This window comes from Tissierella sp. QWL-11 (assembly GCF_058683765.1).
In genome coordinates this window covers 96,532-121,015 of record NZ_CM178750.1, presented here as the reverse complement: position 1 = coordinate 121,015, position 24,484 = coordinate 96,532, and the positions used below count along the sequence as shown (strand labels likewise).

Below are 24,484 nucleotides of genomic sequence, written 5' to 3'. Positions count from 1 at the left end.
ATATTATCAAATAGGGCATAAATAAAGAGATATAAGTTTTTAAACAATCTAAGGAGGAAGAAGAAATGGCAAAAATAATAATTTCACCAGGAAAGTATATTCAAGGTAATGGAGAGTTAAAGAGAATCAAAAATTATGTAGAAAACTTAGGTACTTCTTTCTTTATTCTAATTAGTAAATCTGGATATAAAAGATTTGGAGAAACTATAAAGGAAAGTTTTGGAGATTATGGAAAATTACATTTTGTTGAATTTAATGGAGAATGTTCAAGAAATGAGATTAATAGATTAAGGGAAGAATTTAAAGAGAAAAACTGTGATGCTGTAATAGGAGTAGGTGGAGGCAAGATACATGATACTTCAAAGGCAATATCATATTATGAAAAAAAACCAGTAGTTATAGTTCCTACTATAGCAAGTACAGATGCTCCTTGTAGTGCATTATCTGTACTATATACTGATGATGGTGTTTTTGATGGATACTTAGCATTTCCTAAAAATCCAGATATAGTATTAGTTGATACAGAAGTAGTTGCAAATGCTCCAGCTAGATTACTTGTGGCAGGTATGGGAGATGCACTGGCTACTAAGTTTGAGGCAAGGGCAGCTGCAAGTAGTAGAGCAAAGACTATGGCAGGGGAATATCCTACAGATGCAGCCATAGCATTAGCTGATTTATGCTATGAAACTTTATTAGATGAAGGCTTAAAGGCTAAATTAGCAGTAGAAAGAAAAGTTTCTACTAAGTCAGTTGAAAAGATAGTAGAGGCCAATACATTTTTAAGTGGAATTGGATTTGAAAGTGGAGGACTAGGTGCAGCCCATGCTATTCATAATGGATTGACAGTTATTGATGAAACCCATGATTTATATCATGGAGAAAAAGTTGCTTTTGGAGTATTAGTTCAATTAGTTTTAGAAAATGCATCATTAGAAGAGATAGAAGAAGTTCTATATTTCTGTAATGAAGTAGGCTTACCTACAACATTGAAGGAATTAAATATAGAGGATGCATCAAAGGAAAAATTAATGGAAGTAGCAAAATTAAGTTGTACAGAAGGAGAAACTATTCACAATATGCCATTTGAAGTTACACCAGAGGATGTATATGCTGCAATACTTGGGGCAGATGCCTTAGGTGAAAAATTTAAATCCAATATATAATAAAGTATAATTTGACTAAATCTGTAGATATTGATTGAGTAATTTCCAATATCTACAGATTTTTTATTTAATTGGAAAATATTAATCCTATAAATTTTCCTCTAAAGAATATTTTTATAAAAAATATAAGTAAACTTAGTGTAAAATTACATTGGGGAAAATAATCAAAAATAAAATAAGAGCATTCCAAGATATGATAGTATATAGGTGTCCAAACCAAATACACATATAAAAGGAGATGCTCTTATGAATACAATTATACAACAAATTGTAGAAAAAATCATTGAAAGTACAAATAAAAACTTAGAAATAGTATTAAAAGAAGGAAAAGGAATATCAGACTTTGCAATAAATATAAAAAATACACTAAATGAAGTAGGAGTAGATCTAGTTTCTGGGGCGTTAGAAGAAATAGATAAAAGGGTAAAAGAAGATATTAATAGAAAACAAGACTGGATTGTAAAAAGTAAAGATAATGTAAAAAGTTTAGGGACAATATTTGGAGAAGTTAAATACAAAAGGACATATTATGAAAATAAGAAAACAGGTGAATACAAATATTTATCAGATGAAATGCTAGGAATAAAAGCACATGATAAGATAGATACATTAATGAAATCAAAGCTTGTAGAAGAATCAATAGATTCCTCTTACAGAAAAAGTGGAATTCAAGCTAGTGACAATCTAGATATAACAGGTCAAACAGTAATGAATACAATTAGAGAACTTGATGTTGTAGAAAACAATGTAATTCCAATAAAGAAAAGAAATAATGAAATAAAGCTTTTATACATTGAAGCTGATGAAGATCATGTAGCTCTTCAAGTAGGTAAATGTATAGAACCAAAGCTTGTTTATGTTCATGAAGGAAGAGAAAAAGTAAGTAAAGATAGATACAGATTGATAAATAAGAGAGTATTTAGTGGAGTATATAAATCAAGTGAAGATCTATGGCTGGAAGTAGCTGATTACATAGATGAAGCTTATGATATGGATAAAATAGAAAAGATATATCTTTCAGGAGATGGTGCAAGCTGGATAAAACAAGGAGTAGGATGGATAAATAAGTCTGTATATGTATTAGATAGATTTCATTTATCCAAGTATGTAAAGAAAGCTACAGCTCATTTACCACATATAACACATCCCCTATGGAATTATATAAATAGATTAGAGATAGAAAATGTTAAAGAGCTTTTTAAAATAATATTAGAAGAAACAGAAACAGATACAAAGAAAGAATCAGTTAAAGATTCAAAGAGATATATTTTAAACAACTGGGAAGGGATTAAAAATCAGTATAACGATGATTATATAGGCTGCAGTGCAGAAGGTCACATAAGTCATATATTATCAGATAGACTAAGTTCTAGACCTCTTGGATGGTGTGAAGTTGGAGTCAATCAAATGTCAAGATTGAGGGCTTTTAAGGCTAACGGTGGAAATGTATATGAACTATTTAATCAGAGAAGAAAACAGCAGTTAAAAAAAGAAAGAATACTAAAATTAGAAAAGAGAAATATTAGTAAAAAAATAATATCTAAAACAGCAAATGAGGTTATTGGTAACATACCTCTATTAGCTGATGGTAGAAATACTGGCTTAAACACTATACTTAAGTCCTTTAGAGGAGCCTAAGTTTAATACATAAATATATGAAGATGCTTTTATTTATAAAACCCAAAGTAACTTGACACTATCATAAGTAAAAAGCAATTGGAATATATGGATAAAAGGTGATATAGTATATAATAATAAATATTTGAATGGAGAGGAAGTTTATGGGTTTAAAAATAATGACGGATAGTACTAGCTATATTGATGAAAATCTTAGAAAAGAATTAGATATAAGAATTTTATCCTTATATGTTTCTTTTAAGGATGAAAGTATAAAAGAAACTGAAATAGAAAATGAAGCTTTTTATGAAAAGATGGAAGAAAAGGGAATTCCCGTATCTTCTCAGCCTTCTTTAGGTGAAATATATCAAGGTATGGTGGATATTGTTTCTAAAGGAGATGACCTTTTATGTATTTTCTTATCTTCAGATATGAGTGGCACATACAATAGTGCCTGCAAAGTTAGAGAAAAAGTTTTAGAAGAATATGAAGATGCAAAAATATATATTGTAGATTCTCAATCTAATTCTATGCAATTAGGATTTGCTGCAATTGTAGCTGCTAGAGCAGCTTTAGAGGGAAAAAGTATTGAGGAAGTTAAGGCATTATCTGAAGAAAACATTAAAAGAAGCAGATTTTTATTTATACCTGATAATTTAGAATACCTTAAAAAAGGTGGAAGAATAGGTGGAGCAGGTGCTTTAATTGGAAATATACTTAAAATAATACCAGTTTTAACAGTCAAAGATGGTAAGACAACTATATTAAAGACAGTGAGAACAAAGATTAAGGCAGTTAAAGCAATGATAGATAAAATCCTAGAAGATAATCTTAAATATTGTGTAAAAGAAATTGTTGTTCATCACATCAATTGTTATGATGAAGCTAAAAATCTAGCTAGTAAATTAGAAAAAAAGTTAAATATCAGTGCGAATATAGTAAATATAGGACCTGTGATTGGAGTACATGTGGGACCAGGCGCTGTTGGAATTGCATACTATACGGAAAATCAGATTACAAGTTGACAAAAAGTATATACTATTCAGCAAAATAATTAACACAAAGTCTTATGCTATAAAAAGTATAGGGCTTTTTATTTTATATAAATATTTCACTTTTATATCACATATGCTTATAAATAAGCATAGATTATATACAAGGAAGGTGATAATAGTGAAAGATAGAATTTCAAAGCTTTGCCCTATGTTAAGTTCAAAGATAATGGCACAATCTAGGGAAGAAGTCCCTGTTATAGTTCAGTTTAATGAAGGAGAAGGCAATTTAAAGAATAATATTAGATCCTTATCAAATAGAGTTAATTCATATCTACCATTAATAAATGGTTTTGCAGGATTTATGTCTACAGAAACTATATATAGGCTTGTAAATAGCTCAGAAATAAAATATATAAGCTTTGACTCAAGGGTATATACATTATTAGACTTGGCATCTCCTAGTATAGAGGCCTATTTACCCCATGATAAGGGATATGAGGGAGAAGGTATAACTGTAGCAGTAATAGATACTGGTGTTTCTCCTCATAAAGATTTAACTAAACCAGAAAATAGGATAGTAGGTTTTAAAGATCTTATAAATAAAAAAGAGATGCCATATGACGACAATGGACATGGGACACATGTATCAGGAATTATTGCAGGAAATGGATACTCTTCTAGAGGGAAATATGTAGGTATAGCTCCTAAGGCAAATATACTTGCCATCAAGGCAATGGATGAAAATGGAGGAGGATCAGCCTCTAAGATTATTGAAGCTATAGCCTATGCAGTAGAAACTAAGGATAAGTATAATACCAAAGTGTTAAATTTATCCATAGGAACCCCTGCGACTAGTGCTTGTAAAAGCGACCCCTTATGTAGAGCTGTAGAAAAAGCAATAGAAGCGGGTCTAATTGTAGTGGTTGCGGCAGGAAATAGTGGTCCAAATAAGCAAACTATACTTTCGCCTGGTATAAATCCTAGGGCAATAACTGTAGGAGCTGTAGATGATAAGAGAACTATTGATATATCTGATGATACAATAGCTGAATTTTCAAGTAGGGGGCCTACTTCTGATGGGCTTATAAAGCCTGATTTAGTTGCACCTGGAGTAAGTATTAATTCCCTTTCAAATACTAATTTAGAATCTTATTCTCCATTAAGTGGAACTTCTATGGCCACTCCTATGGTATCTGGAAGTGTAGTGCTTTTATTAAATAAGTATAAAAATATGACACCTCATGAGGCAAAACAGAAGTTATTGAGCTCTTGTATAGATCTGAAAGATTCTAGAGATACACAGGGAGCTGGACTATTAAACTTGAAATTATTATTTGAGGAAAAGCAGAGCAAAAAAGAAGAGGATATAAAAAAAGAAGAGGATTTAAAAAAATCCTTTAAATCTCAAACAGATCCTATGGAGACTTTAGTAATGATAGGAATATTAATATTTTTGCTTGATTCTAGGATATAGGGGGCGAAGTTCGCCCTTTTAGTTTTCCAAGGAATAAAATTAAAATAGGGAATATTACTTGAAAAGGTAAGGCGTAGTATTTATAAATATCAATCCATTCAAGCATATGCATTGTATTGTCATATAATATAAATGACAGGGACACCATAAGTAGTCCTAAGGGGGCAGAAACCCATTTATAATCGTAGAAATTAAATACTCTAGCTACGCCAATACAGGATGCTAATAGACAAATAGATACTTTTATAAATCCAGCTATTGTAATTACAATAGCTATTATAATTTCAACACCTCTTATAAAATTACCTATATCTATCAAAGAAACTGCATCATATGAGGGAAATGTACTTGAGCTTAAACTTGGAAATCCTAATACTAGTATATTTCTTATAACAGCACTTAAAAGGACTATACTTCCTAAGAATATACCCATTAGATATATATTGGGAGATTTGTTTTTTTCTTTTACAGTATTTAAAAAGGCTAGAAATACAACTGTTTCTCCAAATGGAAAGGCAAAATCAGAAAAACTCCCCTTTATAACTGGCATCCAGCCATCCTTTAGCATAGGTAATAAGTTGGTTACATCTGCCTTTGGGATAACCATAATTACAGTGATACTTATGATAAAAATCAATAAAGGTATTATAAATTTATTTACTCTAGCTATAACCTCTAGTCCTGATTTTAAAATATAAATAGCTAGCATCCCTATAAAAAGTGCAGTAATATATTGAGGTGTCTCTGGAAAAGAAGATACTTGTATAAATTCTGTTATATTTCTAATGCAAATAGCACCTATATGAAAAAAGTACAAAGTGTATAGGCTTCCAAGTATTTTGCCAAATACTTTACCAAATATATGTTCTAAAATTTGAAAAATATCCTTACCTGGATTATTATTTAATATCTTTCCATAAATAATAACCATAGGTATAGCTAGTAGAAAGGCTATCAATATGGAAATCCATGTATCTTGCTTGGTTTCAGAGTAGGAAACCAATGCCAAAGAAGTCCCTATGATAAAAGTTAATATCAAAGTATAGGCTTGGGATTTTGAAATCTGTTCTTTTCTCATGAAGATTTTCCTCCTTAATTTACAAAAAGTTCAACTATATATTGGATCAAATCTGAAGGATTAGGTACTTTGAAATTTAGCCCTACTAATATAACAATGAAAAATGAAATAGAAATTGTTATTAAATTAAACCAATATAATATATTGTGCTGATTCTTTTTTATAGGGGCCAAGTCAAATAATATTACATATAAGTATATAAATAAATATATAGGGATCATTATAATCATATCTAATCAACTACCTTTATTGGATTTAAAAAATGTCCGCTATTTCTTATTTCTATATCACAATGAATGTTTAAATCTAAGTCCATGAAGATAGAGTCCCAGTCTTTTTCTATCTGTTCCCAAAGCTTAGGATTTCTTTGCCTTATAATATTTCCAAATCCAAATATATCGAATCCAAATTTTTCTTGGACATGTTTTACATTGTTTTCTATTTCAGTTTTTAAGGATTCTTCTGCTAACATCTTAAGTTCTTGTCGGCCTACGGATGATATATAATCTGTCATAGTAGTCACCTCTGCTATAGTGGCATGGGATTTAATAGATATATCAAATTCTAATTTTTCTGAACCGTATACAGGTTTAATTTTTGTATTGTTGTCAAAGATTTCTAGGATTATTGTGTCCTGAGGATTATCCTTCCCAGTCTTTACATTTAGAATTCCTTCTTTTACCCGATCTCTTATAAATAAATAAGGGATTATATCTTCTTCTTCTAAGAAACCTACAAGTTTTCCCTTGCTAAAAACTGCTCCTCCTGACAATAGATTCGTTTCTTCACCGTTGTTGGAAAATGGCACTATAGTTGGTAGTACAATATGAACCATTGGTATGGGAAGGGCATTAATTACCTCATATGCCTTGAGGGTAGGTGCTTTTACTAAATGCATACTTCCGTTTACCATGATAGCCAATTCAAAAGACCTTATATCAGTGGACAAGCTCTGAAGTTCTAATGTTTTTTTTGCTGATTGTTCTCTTGAAATATATATATCTGAATCTAATCTTGTCTCTGCATCTCTTGCAATGAAGTCTAAAAATGGCATAATCCCTTCACGTGCAACTTCTTCGCTGATGATAATAGTGGTTGCATGACCCCAATAAGGTTTTTTTGCCGATACTCTTACCATTTTCCTAACAGCATCAAGGATGGAATTTCCTGTACTTTCCAACAAGAGGGATTCGAAATTTTGCTCCTTTACATTTTCCTTTATATTTATAAGCTCTGTTGTTAAATTATATTGATCTGTATTTGGCACCTTATCTATTGCTACTCCAGCTACTATATATAGAGAGTTTATCTCTCTATAGTTCCAACAGCCTGTAAGAAGAAGACAAGAGATTGAGATAAGGAGTATTCTTGCATATTTATTCATCATTTTTTCCTCCAATTGAGCCTCGTTTAGAATCTCTGCTCATAAATTTGGGGCGATATCTCATATACCAAGCTGGAGCTCTTACTATTGTATCTTTTAAGGATTGCATATGAAGTGAAGTTAAATTCCCCATAAAAGGTACGCCAGATGATCTCAATGAAAATAAATGAATAATCAAGGCTAACATTCCGAATATATATCCATATAGTCCTAGAATTGAGGACAATAGAAGGAGACCAATTCTAAGGAATGAAATAGATCCAGCAATATTTGGAAGCATAAGTCCTGTAATAGATGAAATGCCAACTATTATAATCATAGGGGCAGATACTAGACGGGCATCTACAGCAGCTGTTCCTAAAACCAAAACTCCTACTATACTTACAGCTTCCCCAACAGTTCCAGGGACTCTACTCCCTGCTTCTCGTAGGATTTCAAATACTGTAAGTAAAATAATAAGTTCTACAAAACTAGGGAAGGGGACATCTACCCTAGCAGTATAGATAGTTATTAAAAGAGGAGTTGGGAGTGTGCCTTGATGAAATGTTACCAAGGCTAAATACAATGCAGGAATGCTAATACTCAATATAAAACCCAATGTCCTAAGTATTCTTCCTAAGCTTGCATAATAATAGTTCACATAGTAGTCATCAGGAGCCATAAATGACTCTATAAATAATGTGGGTGCTGCCATCACTGAAGGATTACCATCAACAAATACAGCAACACGACCTTCTAGTATTTTTCCAGATATAACATCTGGTTTTTCAGAAGCATTGCTAGTTTCAAACAAAGAAAATGGATTATCATCGATAAACTCTTGAATATATTTTACATCCACAGTTGCGTCTACATAAATATTTTCTATTTTGCCAATTATATTATTGAGTATCTCATCTTTGACCAATCCATCTATATAGCAGACACATATTTTAGTCCTTGTTCTTTCTCCCACAGTCATATAATGAAACTTTAAGTCCTTAGATCGGATTTTCCTTCTTATTAAGGTTATATTAGTAGCCAGGGATTCTGTAAATCCCTCTCTAGGCCCTCGGATTACTTTTTCATTATCAGGCTCTTCTACAGCTCTACTCTTCCAGCCTTTACTAGAAATAATAATAAATTCAGAGCAGCCTTCTATAATCAAAACTGTATCCCCACAGATAATTGCATCTACTAAGTCTTCTATAGATGTAGAAGTTTTTAGATTACTTGATAGAATTACTTGGGTAGATAGATAAGATGTATAATCTATATCATCTAATAAAACCTTACTTTCTAAAATTGGTTTTAAGACATATTCATTTATAAGTATAGGATTTGTCATATCCTCTATAAAAAAAAGACAACCATTCAATCCGTTATATTGATTTTCAAACATCCTTTGGTTTATACTTTTATCATTTTTAAATACTTTTTTTATTGTCTCTATATTTTCCTTTAATGATTTTGTCAATGAATATTCTTTAAAATCTTTCATAAAAATCACCCTTTTTGTACCATATTGTTATAGTATTACCATTAATTTTTTTATAATTCATAAAACTGTCATGAGTCTTAAACTAGAGGGAGAGTTATTCTAGTTTTATATTTCTTATAGATTAAATTAGACTTAATTGGATTATATAGATATAATTATTATGAATATAAATGGAGGGCAAAAGAGATGAGTACATATATCAAAGGTTCTACAAGATTAATTGGGCTACTTGGTAATCCAGTGAAACATAGCAAATCACCTCATATGCATAATATGTCTTTTAAAAAGTTAGGATTAGACTATGTATATATGGCATTTGAAATCCAGGACAATCGTATAGGGAAAGGTGTAGATGCAATGAAAACCTTAAATTCTAAAGGATTTAATATAACTATGCCTCATAAACAAGGGGTTATGGATTTTTTAGATGAGATTAGTGAAGATGCCAAGATAATAGGTTCTGTGAACACTGTAGTAAATGATAATGGTAAACTTATAGGATATAATACAGATGGAAAGGGTTTTATAAAGGCTTTAGAAGGAGAAGGAATAGATTTTCATGATAAAAAAATTATAATCATAGGTGCAGGGGGAGCTAGTAAATCTATTTCTATACAATTGGCATTTGATGGGGCTGGAGAAGTGGTTATCTTTAATAGAACTCTAGAAAAGGCAGAAATCATAAGTAATACTATAAATAAAAAAATACCTAATAGTAAATCTAGGGCTTTAGAATTAGATGAAAGACTACTAAAAGAGGAATTAAAGGATGCAGAGATTTTAATAAATACAACCTCTGTTGGAATGGAAGATACTATAGATAAAAGTGTGATAAGGAATTCTAATATATTACACAAAAATCTTTTTGTAGCAGATATAATATACAATCCCCTAAAGACAAAGTTTTTATATCAGGCAGAGAAAGTGGGATGTAGGACTATGAATGGAATGAATATGCTCTTATATCAAGGGGCATTGGCTTTTGAAATGTGGACTGGTGAGGATATGCCTATAGAGGATGTAAAGGAGGCCATATTTTGAAATCTATAACAGTTAGAGGAGCAAAAATTGGAGAGGGAAGGCCTAAAATTGCAGTTTCGATTTGTGGAAAGACAAGGGAAGAAATAATCAATAGGGCAATGACTCTAGATAGAGAAAAAGTTGATATCATAGAGTGGAGAGGAGACTTCTATAAAGATATATTTGATATACAAAAGGTTCTACAAACCCTAAGGGAATTGAGAAATACAGTTTTAGATATACCTATTATATTTACATTTCGAAGTAAAAGAGAAGGTGGAGAAAAGTCTATCTCAATGGAATACTATCTATCTTTAAATAAACAGATTGCAAAATCTAGAAGTGTAGATTTAATAGATATCCAGACTTCAATAGGAGATAATTTAGGGAGGAAAATTATAAAAGATATACAGAAATCTAGAGTATATGTAATAGGCTCAAATCATGATTTTTTAAGAACTCCAAAGGAAGAAGAAATGATAACAAGACTTAAACAGGCTGATGATTTAGGGGCGGATATTTTAAAATTAGCAGTAAAGCCAAGAAGCAAACAAGATGTAATAGATTTATTACTAGTAACCAATAAGATGAAAAGCCAAACTAACAAGCCTCTAATAACTATGTCAATGGGGGACTTAGGAGTTATAAGTAGGATTTCAGGAGAGCTGTTTGGCTCAAGTATAACATTTGGAGCTTTAGAGGAAGCCTCCGCCCCAGGGCAAATCCCTCTAGATAAACTTTATGATATTTTAAACCTTTTATAAATTATTTGAATAATCCTCAATATATGGATTTACATGTATATTGCAATGCTTTATCTCTTTTATACTATTTTCAATACTGTCATGGACTTTGTGAGCTATTTTATGCCCCTCATATACAGTGATATCTTTGTCTATACTGATTTCTATATCTGCGTATATTCTAGATCCATGTAATCTAGTTTGCATTTTGTCAATTTTCTTTACACCTTCTACTTCTAAGATTAGGTTTTTTATCTTGTCTTGAATATCAGGACTAGCGGATGTATCTATTAATTCCTTTATTGATTGTAAATAGATATCTATGGATATCTTTGAAATTAGGAGGCATATAAATATGGAAATCAAAGGGTCTAGAACTAAAAGGCCCATTCTTGCTCCAATAATTCCAATTAAAGTGGCAATAGATGAATATGAATCAGATCTATGATGCCATGCGTCAGCTTTAAGGGAAGAACTATTTATTTCATTGGCTACTTTGATTGTAATCTGAAACATCCATTCCTTGACTATGATAGAAATAATTGCAACATATACAGTTAAGATATTTGGAACGGTAAATTTTCGATGTAAAATAGAAATCAAACCATTGTATCCAATTAATAGTGCAGTTATAAATAAAATTACTGCCATTATTTTTGCTATAATAGGTTCTATTTTTTCATGACCATAGGGATGGCAATTATCGCTTTTCTTTTGAGAAGCTTTTATCCCAAAGAATGCAATAATAGTAGTAACTACATCTAAAAGGGAATGAATTCCATCAGATACTAAAGCTTGGCTTTTTCCATATAATCCCATCAATATCTTTAAAAATGATAAAATTATATTACCTGTTACAGTAAGTATTGAAACCTCTTTTGCTTTTTCTAGATTTGAATTTTCAAACATAAAATTATCTCCTTATAATTATAATCTTATATATATTATTCATTGTAAAATGATTTGGTTCAAAGACTAGGGAGATAGTTTTGAAAACCAGGAGGACCGTCCCCTTGGTTTACTTGATTTGTGGCTAAGAAAGGAGAGATATTTAATATGAAGGATAAATTAAAGGAAATAATCTCAAATAGCTCCAATATAGTGTTTTTTGGAGGAGCGGGAGTGTCAACGGAAAGCAATATACCAGATTTTAGAAGTCAAGATGGTCTATATGAAGAAGAAAATAAATATAAGTATCCCCCTGAGATTATGTTGAGTCATGATTTTTTTATGGATAGTCAAGAGGAATTTTATGAATTCTATAAAGATAAAATGATATACACAAATGCAAAACCAAATAAGGCTCATTATGCTCTAGCAAAGCTGGAAGAACAGGGTAAGCTAAAGGCTGTAATTACTCAAAATATAGACGGACTTCATCAATTAGCAGGAAGTAAAGAGGTATTAGAACTCCATGGATCAGTCTATAGAAATTATTGTATGGATTGTAATAAGGCCTTTGATTTAGACTATGTGTTAAATAGTAATAAGGTGCCTAAATGTGATAAATGTGGGGGAGTGGTTAAGCCAGATGTAGTTTTATATCAAGAGGGACTAGATATGGAAGTCTTAAATAGAGCTATAAATTATATTAGAAATGCTGATGTTTTAATTGTAGGAGGTACATCTCTTTCTGTATATCCTGCAGCTAGTTTAGTAGATTATTATAATAAGGATAAATTAATTCTTATAAATAAGACCAAGACTCCCTATGACAATAGGGCTAATCTGATTATCCAAGATAGTATTGGAAAGACTTTGGAGAGTTTCATTTAAAAAAATAAACCAGGAGAATATTTGATGTGAACCCTTTAATCCGGACTTTCGGATAATATTTAATTATGCGGCTTGTTGCCTATACTCAATAGGTGACAGGCCGTTTAATTTCTTCTTTATTCTTTTGTTATTATACCAGTTAATATATTCTGTAATCTTTTTCTCTAACTTCTTAATGGATGTAAATTTTTCTCCATAGTACATTTCTTGTTTCAATATCCCAAAGAAATTTTCCATTGGAGAGTTATCTATACAATTTCCTCTTCTAGACATACTTTGTTCAATATTTCTCTTTTTTAATCTTTTCACCCATTGAGCATGCTGATAATGAAAGCCTTGGTCAGAGTGAATTGTTAATTGATGCTTCTTAGGAAGCTTTTTAAGAGCATTATCTAAGGCATCCGTTGTAAATTTTACTGTAGGAGCTGTAGATAGATTAAATGAAATTATTTCGTTGTTAAAAAGATCCATAATAGGTGATAGATACAGTTTTTGATTACTGCCTTGGATTTTGAATTCAGTTACATCTGTAACCCATACTTTATTAGGAACTGTTACTTGGAATTGCCTATTTAATTTATTCTCTGCTATCTTTCCAACTTCACCTTTAAAAGAACTATAACCTCTAGATCTTCTGGAAAATTTTATGCACTTCATATCATTCTCTTTCATGATTCTATATACTCTTTTATGGTTTATCTTTAAGTCCTTTTGTTTTAGAGCAATGGTAATTCTTCTGTATCCATAAGTTTCATTTGATTCTTCAAATATATTTCTAATAATATTTATCAATTTTAACTCTTCTTTGTTAACTGTTTCTAGTTTTTCTACCCATTCATAGAATGAACTTTTGGGCAAGTTAGCTATCTTAAGCCAGATTCTCAATTTGATTGAAGGGAATTTCTGCCTTAATTCCATTATTACTTTCGTTTTTTCCTTGTTTTTTGCTCTCTTTTTTGGACTAAGGCTTTTAGCTTTTTTTCGTATGCTAAGCTCGCTCTCAGAAATTCATTTTCTTCTCTTAATTTAATTAATTCTTCTTTATCGCTTTTGGTGAGATTTAAAGCATCTTTTTTCTTCTTGTTTTCAGACATAGTACTAGGCCTCCCAATCGACTTATTAAGCCCTTCGAAGCCTTCATCTAAGTATTGCCTTTGCCAATTAGCAATCGTACCCTGATTGCTAATACCAAAGTGATTAGCAGCTTCTCTGTAAGAGCAATTATGGTATTGCCTATATTGTAATACACGTAGCTTAAATTCTCCAGAGTAAAAAGTTTTTGTAGATTTTATTTTTAGTCCTTCTTCTCCGTAGCTTTCATAATTTTTAACCCAATCCCTAACTCGACTAAAATTTGTTATAGCGTATTTTTTTGCTATAGATTCATAACCACCTGTTTCTCCACTTAAATAATCTTTCACTACTTCTAACTTAAACTTAAATGAATATTTAGACATGATAAAACCCCCTAAATCCGTGTCCGGATTTGGGGGGTAACATCATATTCTCCTGGTTTTTCTTTTAAATATGGTTTTTCTTCATATAAAATACTTTAAACAATTCTCCTACTATAAGAGGAATGAAGGCAAATACTAAAACTATTTTCCATTCATTAAATCCTAAAGCTTGAGTATGAAATATTGGTTGTAAAAATGGTACATATACAACTAATAACATTAACAACATTGAAAAGCTTGTTCCATATACTAGAGTTCTATTAGTAAATGCTCCTATTTTAAATAGGGTATATCTCTGAGATCTACTAGAGTAAGCTCTAAGTAGCTCTATACTTATTAAGGTTACAAAGGTTATAGTCCTTGCCATCACTAGATTATCTGGGTACATTTCTCTTGCCCAAAGGTATGCAAGTATAGTTGAAGCACCTATGGCAATACTTTGAGCCATTATACCTAAAAATAATTTTTTAGTTAAAAGTGGTTCTTTTGAATCACGAGGAGGTAAATCCATTATATCAGGATCTCCCTGCTCTACACCTAATGCTAAGGCTGGGAAACTATCTGTTACTAGGTTTAGCCATAGTAGTTGTATAGGTAATAGTGGTACTGGTAAATTTAACAGTATACTGATAAATACTAGTAATATTTCACCTATATTACAAGATAGAAGGAAAAATACAAATTTCTTTATATTACTATATATAATCCTTCCCTCTTCTACAGCTGAAACTATACTGGAAAAATTGTCATCTGTTAGGATTAATTCTGCAGTGTTTTTAGCTACATCTGTACCAGTGATACCCATAGATACGCCTATATCTGATTTTTTAAGTGCAAGTGCATCATTTACTCCATCACCTGTCATAGCTGCTATATGGCCATTTTCTCTTAGGGCTGATACTATTCTTACCTTATGCTCAGGAGATACCCTTGCATATACTTTTTTTGTCTTTACTAATTCTCTCATTTCTTCATCAGATAGTCCCTCTAGTTTTTCGCCCATTATGGCTTCTTCAGGGTCATCCGCCATGCCTAAGTCTTTAGCTATTGCAAATGCAGTTTCTTTGTAGTCACCTGTAATCATTATGGTTTCTATACCTGCATCTTTACATTTTTGTATTGCTTCTTTAGCTTCTGCTCTTGGAGGGTCTATCATACCTGTAAGACCTATAAATGTCATATTGTTTTCTATATTTTCTGAGGAGATATTCTCTGGAAGTTCTTCATATTCTCTATATGCAAATGCTAAAACTCTTAGGGCATTTTTTGAGAATTGAGAGTTTATCTCCATAGTCTTTTTCTTTAATTCATCAGTAAATGGAATTACTTTTCCATCTATACTTATATGACTACATTTATTTATTATTATATCTGGTGCTCCCTTTGTAAATGAAACTATTCTTTCAGGAATATAGTTTTCATGGAAGGTAGTCATCATCTTTCTAGCACTGTCAAAGGGAAGTTCTTCAACTCTAGGATGTGCCTTATTTATTTCTTTTTTTGTAATTCCTGCCTTACCAGACAGTGTGACTAAAGCTCCCTCAGTAGGATCTCCTATTATAGAATAGGCTCCTTCTTTTTCTTCTAGCTCTGAGTCATTTGTAAGTATTGCTATAGATAAAAGAGTGTCTAAATCTCCTATGGAGTCTATTTGAAAACTTTCTCCATCTACTTTAAACTCTCCTTTTGGATCATAACCTGTTCCAGTTACATCAATTACTTTTCCATCTGTATATATTTTTACTACGGTCATTTCATTTTGAGTTAGAGTACCTGTTTTATCTGAACAAATAACTGTAGTACTTCCCAAGGTTTCAACTGCTAAGAGTTTTTTTACTATAGCGTTTCTTTTTACCATCCTGTTCATACCTATGGCAAGAACTATGGTAACTATGGCAGGAAGTCCTTCTGGGATAGCTGCTACAGCTAAACTTATTGCAACCATAAACATTTCAAATACTTCTCTACCTTGAAGCATTCCTATACCAAATACTAAGGCACATATAATGATAGTTGCAATTCCTAAGAATTTTCCTAATTGATTCAGTTGTTTTTGAAGAGGTGTAGTTTCTGTTTCAAAGCTTTGAATCATAGTTGCAATCTTTCCTATTTCAGTGTCATGCCCTGTTGCTACTACTATCCCTCTAGCTCTACCATATGTTACAACTGTACTAGTATAGGCCATATTTATTCTGTCACCAAGGGATGTTTCCTTATCAAATATAGCTGAGCTATCTTTTTCAACTGGTACAGATTCTCCAGTAAGGGATGCTTCCTCTACTTTTAAATTACTAGACTCAAGGAGTCTTAAATCTGCAGGGATTATATCTCCTGCATCTAGTAATACTATGTCTCCAGGGACTAATCCACTTGCATCTACTACTTCAGTTTTTCCATTTCTTACTACCTTTGCAGTAGGTGAAGACATTTTCTTTAATGCTTCTAATGATTTCTCAGCTCTTCCTTCTTGATAGAGACCTAGTAGTGCATTTACTACTACTATTGCCAATATAACTATTGCATCATTTCTAGATCCAATAAAGAATGAGATGATTGCTGCTACTATCAATATAAGGACTAAAAAATCCTTAAACTGATCTAATAATTTAGAGAAAAAACCTTTCTTTTTTTCTTCTTGTAATTCATTTGGTCCATATTTTTCTAGGCTTTTTTGAACCTGTTCATTATTTAGGCCCTGTTCTAAATCGGTTTTGAAGCTCTTTAATAAATCTTCTTTCTTTTGCCTATACCATTCCATCTTATCCTCTCAACTCCATTTCCTTTATATAATATAGTATACCAATTTTTAGGGAAAAAAAACAAAAAAAGACCTTTATTAGATTGGATTTCATCTAATAAAGGTCTTGCTTCCTATTTTTAGGTAGTTAGCCGGGCTGTGCCGGATTGACGACTAACTAATTTATAAGCTACTCCCCTTAGACCTATATTATATATTATAAGGAAAATTTAAGCAATCAAAAAATTATAAATATATAAAGCATATATAAGATTATCATTAGACTTCCTGTAAGTCTTGAAATTTTATTTTTAAATATGATGGAAAATATGAATATAGATGTAAATAAAAATGCAAAGGGGATATCTATCATTAAACTTTCATTTGAAATATACATTCCATTCTGGCTTACAAGAGTGGCACCTCCCATAACCATGGAAATATTTAGGATATTTGCACCTAATATATTTCCAATACTTAAGGCATCTTTATTTTTTATAATTGCACTAAGAGTAGTCACTAGTTCAGGCAATGAAGTACCTATTGCTAAAAGAGTTAAGCTTATTATCTTTTTTGATATATTAAAGAAATTTGCTATTTCTACTCCAGATTCTACTAAGAGATGAGCTCCATAAATTATAGAGAATCCACCTAAGAAAAACTTTAGACCATGAAGTAGGATTTCTTTTTTCTTGAATTCTATTTCTCTCTTATTAGGCTTTTGGTTTGTAGATTTATTTTCCAATATATTAAAGAGAATAAATGGAACAACTAAGAATAATAAAACAGTACCTTCAAATTTATCCACCAAATTATCTAAGGCAAATATATAAAAAACACCTAGATATAAAAACAGCATGCTTCCTTTATATTTAAAGAGGCTATCTTTGACTTTGATAGGTTTTACTAAAGATGTGATACCTATTATAAATCCTATATTACATATAAAAGAACCTATTGCATTTCCAAAGCTCATATCTATAAATCCTTCATTACTAGATATAATTGAGACAAAAAATTCAGGTAAAGTTGTAGCTATACTTACAATAGTGGCTCCAATTATAACATAAGATATTCCAGTTTTAAGTGAAAACCATACAGATGCGTCTATAAAAAAATCTCCACCTTTTATTATTATTAAAAGCCCTATAAAAAACACTAAAACCATATATTCTATTTCCATAAAAGTCCTCCAATAAAACTATTTTTCTACTTATACATCTATATAAAAGTAATTGCCATATTATGACTTTAGATTGACAATATTCTCTTATTATAAGATAATCTACATATGGAAAAGAAATAAATTGGAGTGGATAAAATGAGCAATAGAGTGTTGATCGTAGAAGATGAAAAGCATATTGCCGATATTATAAAGTATAATCTAGAAAAAGAAGGATATATAGTAGACACTGCAAATGATGGACAAGAAGGTATAGATAAGGTAGTAGTATTTAAACCGAATTTGTTACTATTAGATATAATGATGCCTGTAAAGGATGGTTTTCAAGTTTTAAAAGAAGTTAGAGTGAATCATAAGTTCCCCATAATAATGTTAACTGCAAAAGAAGAAGAAGTGGACAAGGTCTTAGGACTTGAACTTGGGGCTGATGACTACATAGTTAAACCTTTTAGTATGAGAGAATTAATCGCAAGGGTAAAGGCAAATTTGAGAAGGATGGACTTTTTAAATTTAGCAAACACAAACGAAATAATCAAATCTAAAGATTTAGTCATAGACTTAAACAAATATGAAGTAAAGAAAAATGGTGAGATAATAGATCTTACACTACGAGAATATGAGCTGCTTAAGTTTTTAGCATCAAGTGCAGAGCAAGTTTTTTCAAGGGAACAGCTCTTAGAAGAAGTATGGGGATATGAGTACTATGGAGATATAAGGACAGTTGATGTTACAGTTAGAAGACTTAGAGAAAAGATAGAAGACAATGATGGGAAATTTAAATATATTCTCACAAAAAGAGGTGTAGGCTACTACTTCGGGAGGGCAGACTAATGTTTTCTAGCATCAAATGGAAATTTATATTAATATATTTTTTATTAGTATTTATTGCCATGGTAATAGTAGGAGTTTTTATAGTTGAAAAGCTAGAAGATCAACAGATAGAAAGCTTTACAAATAGTATGCTTCAGAATATAGAAAATATAGTAGAGAGCTCTAGTTATATATCTGGAGATGACTGGTTAAGTTCAAGGGAAGAGATTCAATCTACTTTAAATGAGTGGAGATTTAGATCAAATGATACAGTTTATTTAATCTATGATAAAGAAGTACCTATTATAATAGCCTCTAGTACAAAAACCCAACAGGATATAATAGGTACAAATGCTCTTTCTTATAAAAATACTGATCCCAGTCTTATAATAAATGCTTTTAAAGGAGAACCAGCTGAAAAGGTCACAAAGGGAATAAATTTAGAGACATACCATAAGCATCTTGCCTATCCAGTCCTATCCTCTGTTGGTAAAGTAAAGGGCATTATATATATGACCTCAAATTTAGATGATATATATAATACTATAGATACTTCAAAGATAATATTTACTAATGCCACATTATTAGGCCTTGGAATTACAATTATATTAGGGTTTTTAATTGCAAGCAGTATAACAGTGCCAATAAGAGATGTAACTAAAAAAGCTGAAAAGATGGCAATGGGAGATTTTGATCAATTTGTAGAAGTTAAATCAGATGATGAAATAGGTCAATTGGCAAATATGTTTAACTATCTTACCCTAAAATTAAAAGACACCATAAGAGAGATGGATTTAGAGCGGAGTAAACTAGATACAATATTTAATTATATGACTGAGGGAGTATTAGCAGTAGATAGTCAAAGTAGGATTATCCATGCTAATCTCATAGCAATGGATATACTTAAAATAAGAGAGAAGGATATTGAATATAATAGCTATTTTGATATAGATAATTTAGTTTTAGAAATAGATGTAAGGAAGGCAATAGAGGGGGAAATAATAAAACATATAAATTCACAAGTATATAAAGTAAAGTATGCTCCTTTTAAAAATGAAGAAAATAATATAGGGGGGCTAATATTTGTGTTTCAAGATATAACAAAAGAGCATAAACTAGATAATATGAGAAAAGAATTTGTGGCAAATGTAAGCCATGAATTAAAAACCCCTATAACTACTATAAAAAGCTATACTGAAACTATTATGGAAGAGGATGTTGAAAGGGAAATACAGAAGAAATTTTTAAGTGTAATAGATAGCGAATGTGATCGTATGTCAAGACTTGTAAAGGATCTACTACAACTTTCAAACTTAGATTACAAGAGAGAAAAGTGGAATAAGGTAGAAATTAATATAGAAGAAATATTGGAAGAAGTCTTACTTAAATTGAATTTTTCATTTAAAGAAAAAAATCAAAAAATAGATTTACAATTACAAGAAGAGCTTCCAAAAATTACAGTCGATAAAGATGGTATAGAACAGGTAATACTAAATGTACTATCTAATGCCAATAAATACACTCAAAGAGATGGAAAAATCATTATAAATACATCTAAAGAAAATGAAATGTTAGTTTTAAGAATAATTGATAATGGTATAGGAATTTCTAAAGAAGATCAATCTAGGATTTTTGAAAGGTTTTATAGAGTGGAAAAAGGGCGTAGTAGAAAGCTAGGTGGAACAGGCTTAGGTCTTTCAATTTCAAAGGAAATAATGCATGCCCATGATGGAGAAATCAATTTAAAAAGTGAAATTGGGAATGGGAGTGAAGTAGTTATAAAACTACCCTTAAAAGAGGTGTAATTTAGTTTTAACTACAATGTAATACGCTTGTAATATAAGTATTATATAATTGATGAAGAAGGAGGTCATATGATTGATTAAAAAATTAGTATTAAGTTTATTTGTATTTTTTGCAATAATAAATTTTAGTTTTGAAAGTCATGCAGAAGTAGATTTATCCAAATATGAAGTAATTTCTCCTGTAGAAGATAGCTTTTCTACTACAGATAAGAATATATTTATAAATGGGAAGGCTCCAACAGGAACTGATGTAACTATAGATGTATATGGAACTACAGATCTTACTAAAAAGAATTTCAACTTATCCAAATTACCAAGTGAAGAGGATTATATAAGCTTAGAGGAAGTAGTAGTGACCTCAGGAAATATGGGCTTTTTCCAAAATGAAATTTCCCTAGTACTTGGGATTAATAAGATTATTTTAGATTTTGGAATAGAAGAATTAGAACCTAAAGAATATATTATATATGTATATGATAAATCAGTTGAAACTGAGAATATTAAGAATGCAAGTCAAAAGAAAATTAGTGAATTAGTGCCAATGTTAAAATAATACTTACCTTAGATTTGGAGATGAATTCGATGAAAGAAACATTTAAAACACTCCTACTAATATTATTGGTAAGTATTAGTATGTTTATAACTCAAAACTTATGGTTAGAGATACCGCCTCAAGTATTTAGTAAATTTACAACAACAAAATCAGAACCTCATATATCCACCTTTTCAGATATGATAAGTCCAAATAAATATCTATTGAATTTCGATGGGAAAAATCATACTCTCCTATACGATGATAAAAAATATGGAATATGGGATGAATCTAAAAAACATTTAAGTAAGATTTTTAGCTCAAATATAGAACAAACAAGGGAAATTTCCATAGATGAATATAAGGATTATGAAGATAAAAAATCAGTTATATTTTATTTTGCAGAGAGTGTGAATACTCATATTCTAAGTAAAGTATGGGGTGTTAATGATCCTAATAAAATAGTGGATACTATACCTAATATAGATAGTATATATATTTACTTAGGTAGTGGGGATCCCTTTTTTATTATGTCAAATGAAGAAAGCTATCATCTTTTGCAAGTGGAAAATATAGATTTAAAGGATTTAAGATTACTAGTAGATGAGATTCATGAAAAAGGAGAGTATCCCCATTATTACTCTATGAGGAAGACATTAAATATTGACAATGATATATATATACCTTATGAGATGAAAACTTCTCTTCCTGTAGTTTATGTTTCAAATGGAGTAAAATCTTTAAGTCAGTCAGATCGAAATAGGCTTGCAGAGAATTTTTTGAATAAAGATATAGACTATATCACAGAAATCGTAGAGGGTAATGGTTCTAGTATATATATTTATGAACAAAGATTTTTGAAATTAAACACAAATGGTATAATTGAATATTTCCATCCTTTAGAAAAAAAGATTAAAGATAGAAATCTATATACAAGCTTGTCCCAAGCTGCAAACTTTATAAAAAACAACACAGGGATTTCAAGAGATATACATCTAGTAGATACAGAAGAGATTACATCAGATAGTAGTTCAGGATATAGGTTTAAGTTTAGGTATAGAATTAGAGGTATACCTGTGATACTTGGAAATCAAAATGTGGATGAATATATTCAAATGGAAGTTTTTAACAATCATGTGAAAAGCTATAAATACTATGCCAGGGAAGAGATGGAGATGTCTACCCCTACACTGTCTAAGGGAGAAGATATTCTTTCTGCCTTTGATGTAATAGATAAAAACTATGAAAAATTTGAAGAAATATATAAGAATCAAAACTTAGTTGCTGTAAGAGTTTTTGAAGATAAAAACTTAGTAGAAGAAATTTTATCTAATGTAAATATAGTAACCTTTGCATATTTTGATCCTGGTTTAAAGGAGATTGAAGAACGACTAATACCTGTTTGGGTCATAGGATTTGATGATCGACTTTTAGCATTTGATGCAAATACTGGATCTTTAGTGTTTGAAAAAATCGGTAGGTGATGGGATGGATTGGTCTAAAGCGAAGACAATATTAATAATATCCTTTATCATAGTAAACATAGTCTTAATACATAATCTAAGGATTGAAGATGGAAGATCATTAGAGAATGTAGATAAGGCCTTTTTACAAGATGTGGAAGACCTTTTAGGCAATAAGGGTATAAAGTTAAACACTGAAATTCCAAGGGGACCTCAAAGTCTAGAAACTATTTTAGTGGAATATGAAAATATGGATCCAGTAATTATAAATGAAAAGTACTTTAAAAATGAATCTAAAATTACAACCCAAGGTGAAGGTTTAGTAGTTTTAGAAAAAGAAGATGAAAAAATAACAATAGTAAATGATAAGCTTTTAATATATGAATCAAATAATTTAGAAGAAAAATATAAAATTAAAAGTATAGAAGATGCTAGTGAACTAGCTTTAAGCTTTTTATCAGAAAGAGGATATGATATTTCAGATTTAAAATTATCACATAGCAAGGTGATAGAGGATGAATACTATCTTGAGTTTTCCAAAATCTATAAAGATAGATATTTAGAATCTGCTTTTACAAATATACACATAGATAATATGGGTATAAATAAGCTGGAGCGACTTTGGTTAAATATAAAAGAAGAATCAAAAACATCAATATATATAACTGATGCTTCTAAATCTATACTAGAACTTTTAAGTATAAATAGAGCCCATAATAAGACAATCTCAGATATATCTCTATCATACTATTTCGATCCAGAGAGACATGACTATGTAGAAAATCCTGAAAAGGCTAAATTGGGCAGGACTATTCCTGCATGGAGGATAAAATTTGAAGATGGATATAAAATATTTTTAGATGATTATTAAAGGAGTTTATACTCCTTTTTTTTTATATTAAAATGAGATATAATAATATAGTTAAGAGGGAGAGAAGAAAAGATGAAGTTTAAATTTTGTTCACTGTCAAGTGGCAGCAGTGGAAATTGTCAATATATAGAAACTGACAAAACTAGAATATTAATAGATGCAGGTTTTAGTGGGAAAAGAGTAGAAGCTCTTTTAAACTCCATAGATGTAAAACCTGAAACTATAGATGCAATATTTGTAACCCACGAACACATAGACCATTCTAAGGGAGTAGGAGTATTATCTAGAAGATATGATATACCCATATATGCAAATGAGAATACATTTATTGGGATGAAAAAAATTATAGGTAAGTTGAAGGAAGAAAATACAAAGGTATTTACAACAGGGGAGGATTTAGAGTTTAAAGGTTTAAACATACATCCTTTTCATACATTTCATGATGCACTAGAGCCTGTAGGATATTCAATACATTATAAAAATAAAAAAATAAGTATTATAACTGATACAGGGTGGGTAAATAATGAAATGATAGAGAAGATTAAGGGAAGCGATTTATACTTATTAGAGTCAAACCATGATGTGGAGATGTTAAAGTTTGGAAGCTATCCCTACTATTTAAAACAGAGAATTATGAGCACAAAGGGACATCTTTCAAATGATGATGCAGCCACATTGCTGTGTGATATACTTACTAAAGAAAGAGAAGTAGTACTACTTTGCCATTTAAGCCAAGACAATAATGCGCCTTGTCTTGCTTTGCAAACTGTAACAGATAGCCTTAAAGCTAAGGGAATAGATGTGTTAAAAGATATAAATCTAGGACTATCCCATAGGGATAGGGCAACAGAAGTATTTTCAATATAATAAAATTATCTATTTAAAACTATAAAGGA

General features: G+C 30.7%; 21 protein-coding genes. 13 read left to right on the top strand and 8 right to left on the bottom strand.

What is annotated here, in order from left to right; all coding sequences use genetic code 11:
- Window positions 1–65: 65 nt before the first annotated feature.
- The 4 genes from AC4PG3_RS00605 to AC4PG3_RS00590 all read left to right on the top strand — a co-directional run bounded on the left by AC4PG3_RS00605 (window position 66) and on the right by AC4PG3_RS00590 (window position 5,249).
- A complete protein-coding gene (locus AC4PG3_RS00605) occupies window positions 66–1,163 on the top strand; it encodes a glycerol dehydrogenase (RefSeq protein ID WP_492197153.1) in 1,098 nt (365 codons plus the stop codon).
- Between the two features lie 246 nt (window positions 1,164–1,409).
- Window positions 1,410–2,801, top strand: a complete 1,392-nt coding sequence (locus tag AC4PG3_RS00600; protein ID WP_492196315.1) for an ISLre2 family transposase — start codon at window positions 1,410–1,412, stop codon at window positions 2,799–2,801.
- Window positions 2,802–2,944: 143 nt separating this feature from the next.
- A complete protein-coding gene (locus AC4PG3_RS00595; protein ID WP_492197152.1) occupies window positions 2,945–3,805 on the top strand; it encodes a DegV family protein in 861 nt (286 codons plus the stop codon).
- A gap of 148 nt (window positions 3,806–3,953) precedes the next feature.
- On the top strand, window positions 3,954–5,249 hold the full coding sequence (locus AC4PG3_RS00590) for a S8 family peptidase (protein WP_492197151.1): 1,296 nt from the start codon (window positions 3,954–3,956) through the stop codon (window positions 5,247–5,249).
- Here AC4PG3_RS00590 and AC4PG3_RS00585 read toward each other — a convergent pair.
- From AC4PG3_RS00585 to AC4PG3_RS00575, 3 genes are all read right to left on the bottom strand, one after another.
- The gene (locus AC4PG3_RS00585) at window positions 5,239–6,327 is read right to left on the bottom strand and encodes a GerAB/ArcD/ProY family transporter (RefSeq protein ID WP_492197150.1); all 1,089 of its coding nucleotides are present in this window, start codon (window positions 6,325–6,327) and stop codon (window positions 5,239–5,241) included. The genes AC4PG3_RS00590 and AC4PG3_RS00585 overlap by 11 nt on opposite strands.
- Before the next feature lie 232 nt (window positions 6,328–6,559).
- A complete protein-coding gene (locus AC4PG3_RS00580; RefSeq protein WP_492197149.1) occupies window positions 6,560–7,711 on the bottom strand; it encodes a Ger(x)C family spore germination protein in 1,152 nt (383 codons plus the stop codon).
- On the bottom strand, window positions 7,704–9,191 hold the full coding sequence (locus tag AC4PG3_RS00575; RefSeq protein WP_492197148.1) for a spore germination protein: 1,488 nt from the start codon (window positions 9,189–9,191) through the stop codon (window positions 7,704–7,706). The genes AC4PG3_RS00580 and AC4PG3_RS00575 overlap by 8 nt, the downstream gene beginning before the upstream one ends.
- Before the next feature lie 186 nt (window positions 9,192–9,377).
- Here AC4PG3_RS00575 and AC4PG3_RS00570 point away from each other — a divergent pair, with 186 nt between their 5' ends.
- Together AC4PG3_RS00570 and aroD are read left to right on the top strand one after the other, a co-directional pair.
- Window positions 9,378–10,232 carry a shikimate dehydrogenase gene (locus tag AC4PG3_RS00570; RefSeq protein ID WP_492197147.1) on the top strand — a complete coding sequence of 285 codons (855 nt, stop codon included), beginning with the start codon at window positions 9,378–9,380 and terminating at the stop codon, window positions 10,230–10,232.
- Complete coding sequence (aroD, locus tag AC4PG3_RS00565) at window positions 10,229–10,975, top strand: type I 3-dehydroquinate dehydratase (protein WP_492197146.1); 747 nt, start codon at window positions 10,229–10,231, stop codon at window positions 10,973–10,975. The genes AC4PG3_RS00570 and aroD overlap by 4 nt, the downstream gene beginning before the upstream one ends.
- On the opposite strand, the gene AC4PG3_RS00560 is transcribed toward aroD, so the two are convergent.
- Window positions 10,970–11,863, bottom strand: a complete 894-nt coding sequence (locus tag AC4PG3_RS00560; RefSeq protein ID WP_492197145.1) for a cation diffusion facilitator family transporter — start codon at window positions 11,861–11,863, stop codon at window positions 10,970–10,972. The genes aroD and AC4PG3_RS00560 overlap by 6 nt on opposite strands.
- A 147-nt stretch (window positions 11,864–12,010) precedes the next feature.
- On the opposite strand from AC4PG3_RS00560, the gene AC4PG3_RS00555 reads away from it, so the two are divergent.
- The gene (locus AC4PG3_RS00555; protein ID WP_492197144.1) at window positions 12,011–12,730 is read left to right on the top strand and encodes an NAD-dependent protein deacylase; all 720 of its coding nucleotides are present in this window, start codon (window positions 12,011–12,013) and stop codon (window positions 12,728–12,730) included.
- Window positions 12,731–12,793: 63 nt separating this feature from the next.
- On the opposite strand, the gene AC4PG3_RS00550 is transcribed toward AC4PG3_RS00555, so the two are convergent.
- The 4 genes from AC4PG3_RS00550 to AC4PG3_RS00535 form a co-directional block, all read right to left on the bottom strand.
- Window positions 12,794–13,717 carry an IS3 family transposase gene (locus AC4PG3_RS00550; protein WP_492198205.1) on the bottom strand — a complete coding sequence of 308 codons (924 nt, stop codon included), beginning with the start codon at window positions 13,715–13,717 and terminating at the stop codon, window positions 12,794–12,796.
- Entirely contained in the window at window positions 13,651–14,187 is a 537-nt protein-coding gene (locus AC4PG3_RS00545) for a helix-turn-helix domain-containing protein (protein ID WP_492196023.1), read from the bottom strand. The genes AC4PG3_RS00550 and AC4PG3_RS00545 overlap by 67 nt, the downstream gene beginning before the upstream one ends.
- Window positions 14,188–14,251: 64 nt before the next feature.
- Window positions 14,252–16,945 carry a calcium-transporting P-type ATPase, PMR1-type gene (locus AC4PG3_RS00540; RefSeq protein ID WP_492197143.1) on the bottom strand — a complete coding sequence of 898 codons (2,694 nt, stop codon included), beginning with the start codon at window positions 16,943–16,945 and terminating at the stop codon, window positions 14,252–14,254.
- A 217-nt stretch (window positions 16,946–17,162) separates the two neighbouring features.
- On the bottom strand, window positions 17,163–18,107 hold the full coding sequence (locus AC4PG3_RS00535; protein WP_492197142.1) for a calcium/sodium antiporter: 945 nt from the start codon (window positions 18,105–18,107) through the stop codon (window positions 17,163–17,165).
- Window positions 18,108–18,245: 138 nt separating this feature from the next.
- Between AC4PG3_RS00535 and AC4PG3_RS00530 the strand changes: the two genes are divergently transcribed.
- The 6 genes from AC4PG3_RS00530 (at window position 18,246) to AC4PG3_RS00505 (ending at window position 24,455) form a co-directional block, all read left to right on the top strand.
- Window positions 18,246–18,938 (top strand): response regulator, encoded by a 693-nt coding sequence (locus AC4PG3_RS00530; protein WP_492197141.1) that lies wholly within the window; start codon window positions 18,246–18,248, stop codon window positions 18,936–18,938.
- Window positions 18,938–20,722, top strand: coding sequence for a HAMP domain-containing sensor histidine kinase (locus tag AC4PG3_RS00525; protein ID WP_492197140.1), 1,785 nt, complete (start codon window positions 18,938–18,940; stop codon window positions 20,720–20,722). The genes AC4PG3_RS00530 and AC4PG3_RS00525 overlap by 1 nt, the downstream gene beginning before the upstream one ends.
- Window positions 20,723–20,795: 73 nt before the next feature.
- The gene (locus AC4PG3_RS00520) at window positions 20,796–21,275 is read left to right on the top strand and encodes a hypothetical protein (RefSeq protein ID WP_492197139.1); all 480 of its coding nucleotides are present in this window, start codon (window positions 20,796–20,798) and stop codon (window positions 21,273–21,275) included.
- Window positions 21,276–21,304: 29 nt separating this feature from the next.
- The gene (locus AC4PG3_RS00515; RefSeq protein WP_492197138.1) at window positions 21,305–22,738 is read left to right on the top strand and encodes a hypothetical protein; all 1,434 of its coding nucleotides are present in this window, start codon (window positions 21,305–21,307) and stop codon (window positions 22,736–22,738) included.
- Between the two features lie 4 nt (window positions 22,739–22,742).
- Window positions 22,743–23,588, top strand: coding sequence for a two-component system regulatory protein YycI (locus tag AC4PG3_RS00510; protein ID WP_492197137.1), 846 nt, complete (start codon window positions 22,743–22,745; stop codon window positions 23,586–23,588).
- Between the two features lie 72 nt (window positions 23,589–23,660).
- Window positions 23,661–24,455: an MBL fold metallo-hydrolase gene (locus AC4PG3_RS00505; RefSeq protein ID WP_492197136.1), complete on the top strand. Its 795-nt coding sequence runs from the start codon at window positions 23,661–23,663 to the stop codon at window positions 24,453–24,455.
- Window positions 24,456–24,484: the final 29 nt, after the last annotated feature.

Coding starts and splice junctions, on each gene's coding strand:
- AC4PG3_RS00605 (WP_492197153.1), top strand. CDS start 66: ATGGCAAAAATAATAATTTCACCAGGAAAGTATATTCAAGGTAATGGA.
- AC4PG3_RS00600 (WP_492196315.1), top strand. CDS start 1,410: ATGAATACAATTATACAACAAATTGTAGAAAAAATCATTGAAAGTACA.
- AC4PG3_RS00595 (WP_492197152.1), top strand. CDS start 2,945: ATGGGTTTAAAAATAATGACGGATAGTACTAGCTATATTGATGAAAAT.
- AC4PG3_RS00585 (WP_492197150.1), bottom strand. CDS start 6,327: ATGAGAAAAGAACAGATTTCAAAATCCCAAGCCTATACTTTGATATTA.
- AC4PG3_RS00580 (WP_492197149.1), bottom strand. CDS start 7,711: ATGAATAAATATGCAAGAATACTCCTTATCTCAATCTCTTGTCTTCTT.
- AC4PG3_RS00575 (WP_492197148.1), bottom strand. CDS start 9,191: ATGAAAGATTTTAAAGAATATTCATTGACAAAATCATTAAAGGAAAAT.
- AC4PG3_RS00570 (WP_492197147.1), top strand. CDS start 9,378: ATGAGTACATATATCAAAGGTTCTACAAGATTAATTGGGCTACTTGGT.
- AC4PG3_RS00560 (WP_492197145.1), bottom strand. CDS start 11,863: ATGTTTGAAAATTCAAATCTAGAAAAAGCAAAAGAGGTTTCAATACTT.
- AC4PG3_RS00555 (WP_492197144.1), top strand. CDS start 12,011: ATGAAGGATAAATTAAAGGAAATAATCTCAAATAGCTCCAATATAGTG.
- AC4PG3_RS00545 (WP_492196023.1), bottom strand. CDS start 14,187: ATGTCTAAATATTCATTTAAGTTTAAGTTAGAAGTAGTGAAAGATTAT.
- AC4PG3_RS00540 (WP_492197143.1), bottom strand. CDS start 16,945: ATGGAATGGTATAGGCAAAAGAAAGAAGATTTATTAAAGAGCTTCAAA.
- AC4PG3_RS00535 (WP_492197142.1), bottom strand. CDS start 18,107: ATGGAAATAGAATATATGGTTTTAGTGTTTTTTATAGGGCTTTTAATA.
- AC4PG3_RS00530 (WP_492197141.1), top strand. CDS start 18,246: ATGAGCAATAGAGTGTTGATCGTAGAAGATGAAAAGCATATTGCCGAT.
- AC4PG3_RS00525 (WP_492197140.1), top strand. CDS start 18,938: ATGTTTTCTAGCATCAAATGGAAATTTATATTAATATATTTTTTATTA.
- AC4PG3_RS00515 (WP_492197138.1), top strand. CDS start 21,305: ATGAAAGAAACATTTAAAACACTCCTACTAATATTATTGGTAAGTATT.
- AC4PG3_RS00510 (WP_492197137.1), top strand. CDS start 22,743: ATGGATTGGTCTAAAGCGAAGACAATATTAATAATATCCTTTATCATA.
- AC4PG3_RS00505 (WP_492197136.1), top strand. CDS start 23,661: ATGAAGTTTAAATTTTGTTCACTGTCAAGTGGCAGCAGTGGAAATTGT.